The sequence below is a fragment of the Deinococcus pimensis DSM 21231 genome (assembly GCF_000519345.1).
GTDB lineage: Bacteria > Deinococcota > Deinococci > Deinococcales > Deinococcaceae > Deinococcus_A > Deinococcus_A pimensis.
Genome location: NZ_KI912635.1, coordinates 104776 through 112337, shown reverse-complemented (window position 1 = coordinate 112337; position 7562 = coordinate 104776). Strand labels below are relative to the sequence as shown.

The 7562-nt window shown below is 71.1% G+C and carries 8 protein-coding genes; 3 read left to right on the top strand and 5 right to left on the bottom strand.

Features of this window, described 5'->3' with window-relative positions:
• Together DEIPI_RS41830 and DEIPI_RS0107705 are read left to right on the top strand one after the other, a co-directional pair.
• On the top strand, positions 1 to 201 hold a 201-nt coding region (locus DEIPI_RS41830; RefSeq protein ID WP_027481393.1), incomplete at its 5' end, for an AAA family ATPase.
• 83 nt (positions 202 to 284) lie between these two features.
• The gene (locus tag DEIPI_RS0107705; RefSeq protein ID WP_027481392.1) at positions 285 to 1181 is read left to right on the top strand and encodes a manganese catalase; all 897 of its coding nucleotides are present in this window, start codon (positions 285 to 287) and stop codon (positions 1179 to 1181) included.
• Positions 1182 to 1221: 40 nt separating this feature from the next.
• Here the strand turns inward: DEIPI_RS0107705 and msrA are convergent, their stop codons facing one another.
• From msrA to DEIPI_RS35440, 4 genes are all read right to left on the bottom strand, one after another.
• Complete coding sequence (gene msrA / locus DEIPI_RS0107700) at positions 1222 to 1764, bottom strand: peptide-methionine (S)-S-oxide reductase MsrA (protein ID WP_027481391.1); 543 nt, start codon at positions 1762 to 1764, stop codon at positions 1222 to 1224.
• Between the two features lie 233 nt (positions 1765 to 1997).
• A complete protein-coding gene (locus tag DEIPI_RS0107695) occupies positions 1998 to 3488 on the bottom strand; it encodes an NADP-dependent isocitrate dehydrogenase (protein ID WP_084474078.1) in 1491 nt (496 codons plus the stop codon).
• Between the two features lie 166 nt (positions 3489 to 3654).
• Entirely contained in the window at positions 3655 to 4398 is a 744-nt protein-coding gene (locus DEIPI_RS0107690) for a TSUP family transporter (protein ID WP_027481389.1), read from the bottom strand.
• 76 nt (positions 4399 to 4474) lie between these two features.
• The gene (locus DEIPI_RS35440) at positions 4475 to 5431 is read right to left on the bottom strand and encodes a glycosyltransferase family 2 protein (RefSeq protein WP_169737050.1); all 957 of its coding nucleotides are present in this window, start codon (positions 5429 to 5431) and stop codon (positions 4475 to 4477) included.
• Positions 5432 to 5524: 93 nt separating this feature from the next.
• Between DEIPI_RS35440 and DEIPI_RS0107680 the strand changes: the two genes are divergently transcribed.
• Positions 5525 to 6487, top strand: a complete 963-nt coding sequence (locus DEIPI_RS0107680; protein WP_045233861.1) for an NAD-dependent epimerase/dehydratase family protein — start codon at positions 5525 to 5527, stop codon at positions 6485 to 6487.
• A 46-nt stretch (positions 6488 to 6533) separates the two neighbouring features.
• On the opposite strand, the gene DEIPI_RS39240 is transcribed toward DEIPI_RS0107680, so the two are convergent.
• Positions 6534 to 7562 (bottom strand): ABC transporter ATP-binding protein (locus DEIPI_RS39240; protein ID WP_045233860.1); only part of this gene is annotated, 1029 nt, incomplete at its 5' end.

The window sequence follows — 7562 nt, the reverse complement described above, 5'->3', positions numbered from 1 at the left end:
CGCGTCTCGCTCGCGCGGGCCCTGTTGAGCCCCGCGCCCCTCCTGCTGATCGACGAGCCCACCGCGCACCTCGACCCCGACCACGCCGCGCGCGTCCTGAGCCTGCTCACCGGGGACCCCCGCACCGTCGTGCTCGTCACGCACGACCCCGCCCCGCTGGACGAACGGTGGCGGCGCGTCCCGCTCCGCCCGGAAGTCTGAACGCCCCCGCACGCGCGCGTTGCCCGCCCCATCACGAAGCCGCCATGAAGCTCGCGTGCAATGAGGGCGGGAGGAAAAAACGCATGTTCTACCACGACAAGCAGCTGCAGTACACCGTCCGCGTCGACACGCCCAACCCGCACTTCGCGCGCATGCTCCAGCAGGCCATCGGCGGCGTCGAGGGCGAGATCCGCGTGATGATGCAGTACCTCTTCCAGGCCTGGGGCAGCCGCGGCCCCACCAAGTACCGCGACCTGCTCCTCGAGACCGGCACCGAGGAGATCGCGCACATCGAGATGCTCGCCACGGCCGTCGCGATGAACCTCGAAGGCAGCCCCGGCGCCCTGAAGGAGGAGGCCGCGAAGCAGAACCCGATGGTGGCCGCCGTCATGGGCGGCATGCTGCCCCGCCACTACCTCAGCGCCGGGATGGCCGCGCTGCCCGAGAACGCCGACGGCACGCCCTTCAACGCGTCGCACGTGTACGCCAGCGGCAACATCGTCGCGGACATGTACGCCAACGTCGCCGCCGAGAGCACCGGCCGCGTCCTCGCCACGCGCCTCTACCAGATGACGGACGACCCCGGCATGAAGGACATGCTCTCCTTCCTCATCGCGCGCGACACGATGCACCAGCAGCAGTGGCTCGCCGTGATCGAGGAGCTCGGCGGGTACGAGGGCGCCCTGCCCATCCCGAACAGCTTCCCGCAGGCCCAGGAGAAGCGCGACGTGAGCTACGCGTTCATCAGCACCGCCGTGAACGACATCGAGCCGCCCACCGGACGCTGGACGAGCGGCCCGAGCCTCGACGGCAAGGGCGAGTTCAGCGTGCAGCGCGCCAAACCCATGGGTCAGGAGCCGAAGCTCGCGCCGCCCATCCCCGAGGGCTTCGCGCAGACCGAGCAGATGGAGGGCGGGCTGCTCGGCGGCGTCAAGAACGCCGTGCGAAACGTCAGGAACGAACTCGGCGGCGACGACTGAACACGCAGGAGGGGGAGGCCGGCGGCCTCCCCCTCTCCCCTCACACGCCGACCTTGAGCCGGTCCGCGTACGCCCTGCGGAACTTCGCCACCTTCGGCGAGATCACCACCTGACAGTACCCGGCGCGCGGATTGCGCGCGAAGTACTCCTGATGGTAGTCCTCCGCCGGGTAGAAGGTCGGCGCGGGCACCACCTCCGTCACGATCGGCGCGTCGAACACGCCCTCCTTCGTGAGGTCCGCGATCACCTCGCGCGCCACGCGCGCCTGCTCCTCCGAGTGCGTCATGATCGTGCTGCGGTACTGCGTGCCCACGTCCGCGCCCTGACGGTTCGGCGTCGTCGGATCGTGCGTCGCGAAGAACACCGACAGCACGTCCCGGTACGAGAGCCGCTCCGGATCGAAGGTGACGCGCACCACCTCCGCGTGACCCGTCGTGCCCGTGCAGATGTCGTCGTACGACGGGTTCGCCGTGCGACCCCCCGCGTAGCCCGACACCACGTCCAGCACCCCTTCGAGCTGGTCGAACACCGCCTCCGTGCACCAGAAGCACCCGCCGCCCAGCGTCGCGATCTCTTCAGCCATGCCCACAGGATGGCGCGCCCCGACGGGGCGCGCCGTTGAGAAAGGCACGATTGGCGGAAGGGATGAAGGTGACCGACCGCGCTCTGCCCTCGTACGCTCGGGGACGGCCCCTCGCTCATGCCTGGGGCGGTGACGCGTCTCTCCACGTGTGGGAGTGGCCGTCCGCGTTTTGGCGTCGTAAGGACCCGAGCGGTCGGGTCCTTATGCCAGGGGCGTTGACGCGTCTCTACATCTTATTGGCCCTGGCCCATCGAGTACCCCGGCTTCCCGTCGAACTCGTAGAGCCCCTCGGTCTTCACGAACTCCAGCCCGGCGGCCTCGACGCTCGCGAGCAGGGCGAGCACGTCGCGGTTCGTGACGTCGCCGGAGCCCTCGAAGCGGCAGCGCCAGTGGTCGGTGAGGGTGGTCTCCTCGTGGCCGTGCGGCCAGACCTTCACGCCGCGGTTGCTGATCATCGTGAGACGCAGGCCCGCCGTCGCCGCTGCCGAGAGGCGCTCGCCGAGGACGTCGGGCTTGCGGTCCGCGTCGTCCCAGTCGAGGAAGACGTCCACGCCGACGAGGCGCTTCGCGATGGGCGCGCGCTTCTTCGGCACGTCCAGCCGGATCCTGCCGCTCTCGCCCGCCGCGGCGGCCGTGAGGACCTGCGGGGTCTGCCCGAGCCGTTCGATGACGGCGTCCGCGAAGGCCTGGGTGCCCAGCACCTGCTTCGTGCGTTCCCCGGCGATGTCGGCGGTGTGCATGCCGTCCTCCAGGGTGCGCAGCCAGGCGTTCTGGATGGTCGCGGCGACGTCCTGCTGCCCGACGTGCGTGAGCATCAGGGTCGCGGCGTTCAGGAGGCCGCTGGGGTTGGCGATGTCGCGTCCGGCGATGTCGGGCGCGCTACCGTGCACCGCCTCGAACATCGCGGCGTGCAGGCCGACGTTGCTGCTGCCCGCGAGGCCCACGCTGCCCGCCACCTCGGCGGCGACGTCGCTGAGGATGTCGCCGTACAGGTTGAGCGTGACGATCACGTCGAACTTCTCCGGACGCGTCGCGACGCGGGCCGTGCCGATGTCGATGATCATGTGGTCGTGCGCGACGTCGGGGTACTCGGCGGCGACCTCGTCGAAGACGGCGTGGAAGAGGCCGTCCGTGAACTTCATGATGTTGTCCTTCGTGAGGCACGTGACGCGCTTGCGGCCGTGCGCGCGGGCGTACTCGAAAGCGTAGCGGACGATGCGTTCGCAGCCGTCCCGCGTGACGATCTTGAGGCACTGGTACACCTCGCGCGTCTGACGGTGCTCGATGCCGGCGTACAGGTCCTCCTCGTTCTCGCGGACGATGACGAGGTCCATGTCGGGGTGCGTGGTCGGCACGAAGGGCGCGAGCGCGCGGGTGGGCCGCACGTTCGCGTACAGACCGAGCGTCTTGCGCATCGTGACGTTGAGGCTCTTGTAGCCGCCGCCCTGCGGGGTGGTGATGGGCGCCTTGAGCAGCACGCCCGTGCGGCGCAGGACGTCCCAGGCGTCCTCACCGATGCCGCTGGACACGCCGCGCAGGTAGACGCTCTCGCCCACCTCGATCTCGTGCGTCTCGATGCGGGCGCCGGCGGCCTCGAGGACGCGCAGGGTGGCGCGCATGATCTCGGGTCCGATGCCGTCGCCGTACGCGACGGCGACGGGAACGAGAGGGGCCTGGTGGTGCTGCTCGGCCGCGCGGGCCGTGGGGTTCGTGGTGTCCGTCATGATGACCTCCGGCCCCCATGGTGAAGCAGGGCACAGTGATCCTTCCGCAAGCCGGGTCGCGGTGTTTTTCTGCTAGACTCTCGGACAATGAGCGGGTTCGCAGCCCTCGGGCTCCCCGCTCCACGCGCCGCCCGCCGTGTTCGGCGAGCGGCGCGTCTCGTCACCTCTACTTCAGGAACAGCAGGCGGCCCACGACGAGCAGCACGATCCCGACGTACACGGCCTTCACGAAGGCGCTCCCGCGCAGGATCGCCATGCGCGCCCCGAGCGCCGCGCCGAGCGCGTTCGCGAGACCCATCGGCAGGCCGATCCACCAGACCATCGCGCCCGACACGAGGAACGTCACGAAGGCCCCGAGGTTCGTGAGGAAGTTGATGACGCGGGCGTTGCCGCTGCCCGTCACGAAGTCGAACATCAGGAAGCGGACGAACACGAACATCAGGAAGGTGCCGGTGCCGGGACCGAAGAAGCCGTCGTACACGCCGATGGCGAGCGCGGCGGGCAGCGCGATCAGCAGGGTGCGCGCGGTGAGGCCCTCGTAGCGCGACGCGAGGCCCAGCGAGCGGTTCGTCACGACGAGCGTCCCGACGATCAGGATGAGCACCGCGATGATGGTGCGGAAGGCCTCGTCGTTCTTGAAGCCGAGGACGAGCTGCGCGCCGAGGGCGCTGCCGAGCAGCGCGAGCGGCGCCATGCGCGCGAGCAGGGCCCGGTCCACCGCGCCGCGCCGCCAGAACTGCACGGACGCGCTGGAACTCCCGAAGATCGCGAGGAGCTTGTTCGTCGCGACGACCTGCGCGGGCGACAGGCCCATGAAGTACAGCGTGGGGATCGTGATGACGCCCCCGCCGCCCGCGATGGCGTCGATGAACCCGGCGAGGAACGCGAGCGGCAGCCCGAACAGCAGCACGGCGGGCGAGACGTCGGGCGTGGCGGCGGTGAGGTGATGCAGGAAGCTGGAGAGGACGTCGGGCACGAGGACCAATCTACCCCCGGAGTCGGGCGCGGAGCTGCGCGAGGGTGCGCGCGGGGTGCGCGGCGGCGGCGGCGAGGCGCAGGGCGAGGCCGTGCGCGCGCTGGCCGTGGTACCAGGCGTTGCGGGCCCGCTGGATGAGGGCGTCCTGCCGCAGGCGACGTACGACCTCCCGGTGGCGGGCGGGGTCCGCGCGCAGCAGGGCGTCGAAGTCGGCCTCGCTCAGTTCGGGCTCGCCGCGCGCGAGGCGGCGGGTGTTCTCCCTGATGCGTTCGACGTGCGTCATCATCCGCACGAACTTCCGTGACGAGACACTCCCGGGGTGCAGCCGGTAGAAGGTGAGGCGGTCGGGGAGGTTGAGGGTGACGCCGACGCGGGCGAGACGTGTCCACAGGTCGGTGTCCTCGGTGGGGGTGTACTCGGCGCGGTAGCCGCCGACGTCGTGGAAGGCTCGGCGCAGGAACACCGCGGAGGAGTTGATCATGGGCATGACGCCGTGGTCGCGCAGCTGGCGGTCGTACGCCTCCGGAGTGTGCACGCCGAGGTCGATGGGCGGCAGGAGCCGTCCGCGGGCGTTGACGTGGTGCCCGGCGGTGCCGAGCGCGACGAGGGGGCGCTCCCCGCGCCAAGCGTCGATGAAGTCGGCCTGCCGCCCCAGCTTCTGGGGATGCCAGGTGTCGTCGGCGTCGCAGATGGCGATCCACTCGCCGCGCGCGTGCTCGATGGCGAGGTTGCGGGTGGGTGAGATGCCGCGGTTGGGGGTGCGCAGGAGGCGAAATCGAGGGTCGGCGCGGGTGAAGTGCTCGGCGGTGTCGGCACTCCCGTCGGTGCTGCCGTCGTCGACGATGACGACCTCGAAGTCCGTCCAGGTCTGGGCGCGGATGGAGCGCAGGGTCTCGTCGAGGTAGGGTTCGGCGTTGTGGACGGCCACGACGACGGTGAAGCGGGGAGCCGGGGCGCCTTCGGTCATGAAGGCATTCTCGCGGTTCGAGGCCACGATCCGGGAGCGTCTCATGAAACCGTGGACGTTGCGTTAACGGGTGGCCCGCTAGACTCGGGCACGATGCAGAGACTTCTGGTGACGGGCGGAGCGGGCTTTATCGGCAGCCACATCGTGGACGCGGCTCTGGCCCGGGGACTGGACGTCGCGGTCCTCGACGACCTCTCGGAGGGACGGCGGGAGCACGTGCCCCACGGCGTGCCGCTGTTCGTGGCGGACGTGCGTGACGCGCACGAGGTGGAGCGGGTGTTCCGGGAGTTCCGTCCGGAGGTCGTCAGCCATCAGGCGGCGCAGGCGAGCGTGTCGGTGAGCGTCCGCGATCCGCTGCTGGACGCGGAGGTGAACCTGATCGGCGGGCTGAACGTGCTGCGCGCCGCCAGGGACGCGGGCGCGCAGCGGGTGGTGTTCGCGAGCAGCGGCGGCACCGTGTACGGCGAGGTCCCCGAGGGGCACGCCGCCCTGGAGGACGACCCGAAACGTCCGATCAGCCCGTACGCGACGAGCAAGCTGGCCTTCGAGACGTACCTGGAGACCTTCCGCGTGCAGTACGGCCTGCCGTACGTGGTGCTGCGCTACGGGAACGTGTACGGTCCGCGCCAGAACCCGCACGGCGAGGCGGGCGTCGCGGCGATCTTCGCGCTGCGGCTGCTGGCGGGCGAGCCGGTGCGGGTGAACGCCGCGCGTGACGGGAACCCGGCGGGCTGCGTCCGGGACTACGTGTTCGTGCGGGACGTGGCGCGCGTGAACGTGACAGCCGCCCTGGGGGAACTCGGCGGGGACGTCTTCAACGTGGGCACGGGCGTGGGCAGCACCACGCGCGACGTGCTGGACGGCCTCGCGTCGGCGCTGGACGTGGAAGCGCGGGTGACTGCGGGCGAGTACCGCGCGGGCGACCTGCAGCGCTGCGTCCTGAACGTGAGCCGCCTGCGGACGCAGGGGCAGACCTTCGTGAGTTTCGAGGAGGGCGTGCGGGAGACGGCGGCGTGGTTCCGCGAGGCGGGACGTCCGGTGACGCGCTTCTCGTGACGCCGAACGTGACCTCGAGGCGGGCCCCGCGTCGCGCGAGGCCCGCCTACCTTGTCGGGCCGCCCCGTTCGGCAGGAACGAGATCGGCCTCGACGGTCCACGACGAGGGCGGCCGCAGCAGACCACCCTGGGGCGCCTCGACCCGCAGGGGGTAGGCGTGCCAGTGGTAGTCGAGGGCGTGCGCCCACTCGGGGGCGTGCACGCCGACGTCCACGTAGTACGTACCGCCCGCGAGGTCGAGCCGGGCGAGGTCGAGGGTGACGCGCGCGCCGAGCCGCAGGTTCGGCAGGGGCAGCGCGGCGTCGGCGGTGCTGGCGTCGTACAGCACCTGTCCGTCCTCGCGGCTGACGCTGACGCTCACGATGGCCCCGTGGAGGTCGCGCTGCGCCTCGGCGCGCACCTCGACACGCAACGCGTCGCCCGCGCGAACCGAGCTGACGGGGACGCCGTCCGCGCTCAGCAGACGGACGGACGTGACGCGCGCCTCCAGGCTGCCGAGCCGGTTGTGCCCGGCGCGCAGCACCGTCCCGTTCGGGAGCTCCTCGTCGGGATGGTCGCGCGGGGTGAGGGCGCGGGTGCGTTCGGTCATCTCGGTGACGTAGGCGTCCACGACCTCCCGGGCGGGACCGCGCGCGCGGACACGCCCGCCGGAGAGCCAGACGACCTCGTCGCAGAGCTCGCGGACCTGCGCGGTGTCGTGCGAGACGAGGACGATGGTGCAGCCCTCCTCGCGGAACCTCGCGATGCGCTCCAGGCACTTGCGCTGGAAGGCGAGGTCGCCCACCGCGAGGACCTCGTCGACGAGCAGCACCTCGGGGTCGGTGTGCGCGGCGACGCTGAAGGCGAGCCGCAGCTGCATCCCGGAACTGTAGGTGCGCAGCGGCTGGTCGATGAACTCCGCGAGCTCGGCGAACTCGACGATGTCGTGCATGCGGGCGTCCACCTCGCGGCGGGTGAGGCCGCCGATGACGCCGCCGAGGTAGACGTTCTCGCGGCCCGTGAGGTCCGGGTGGAAGCCCGCGCCGAGGTCGAGCAGGGCCCGCAGGCGCCCGTGCACGCGGACGCTGCCCTCGTC

What these genes read in the sequence shown, in the direction of transcription:
- DEIPI_RS0107705 (WP_027481392.1), top strand. Translation starts at nt 285, where the DNA reads ATGTTCTACCACGACAAGCAGCTGCAGTACACCGTCCGCGTCGACACG.
- msrA (WP_027481391.1), bottom strand. Translation starts at nt 1,764, where the DNA reads ATGGCTGAAGAGATCGCGACGCTGGGCGGCGGGTGCTTCTGGTGCACG.
- DEIPI_RS0107695 (WP_084474078.1), bottom strand. Translation starts at nt 3,488, where the DNA reads ATGACGGACACCACGAACCCCACGGCCCGCGCGGCCGAGCAGCACCAC.
- DEIPI_RS35440 (WP_169737050.1), bottom strand. Translation starts at nt 5,431, where the DNA reads ATGACCGAAGGCGCCCCGGCTCCCCGCTTCACCGTCGTCGTGGCCGTC.
- DEIPI_RS0107680 (WP_045233861.1), top strand. Translation starts at nt 5,525, where the DNA reads ATGCAGAGACTTCTGGTGACGGGCGGAGCGGGCTTTATCGGCAGCCAC.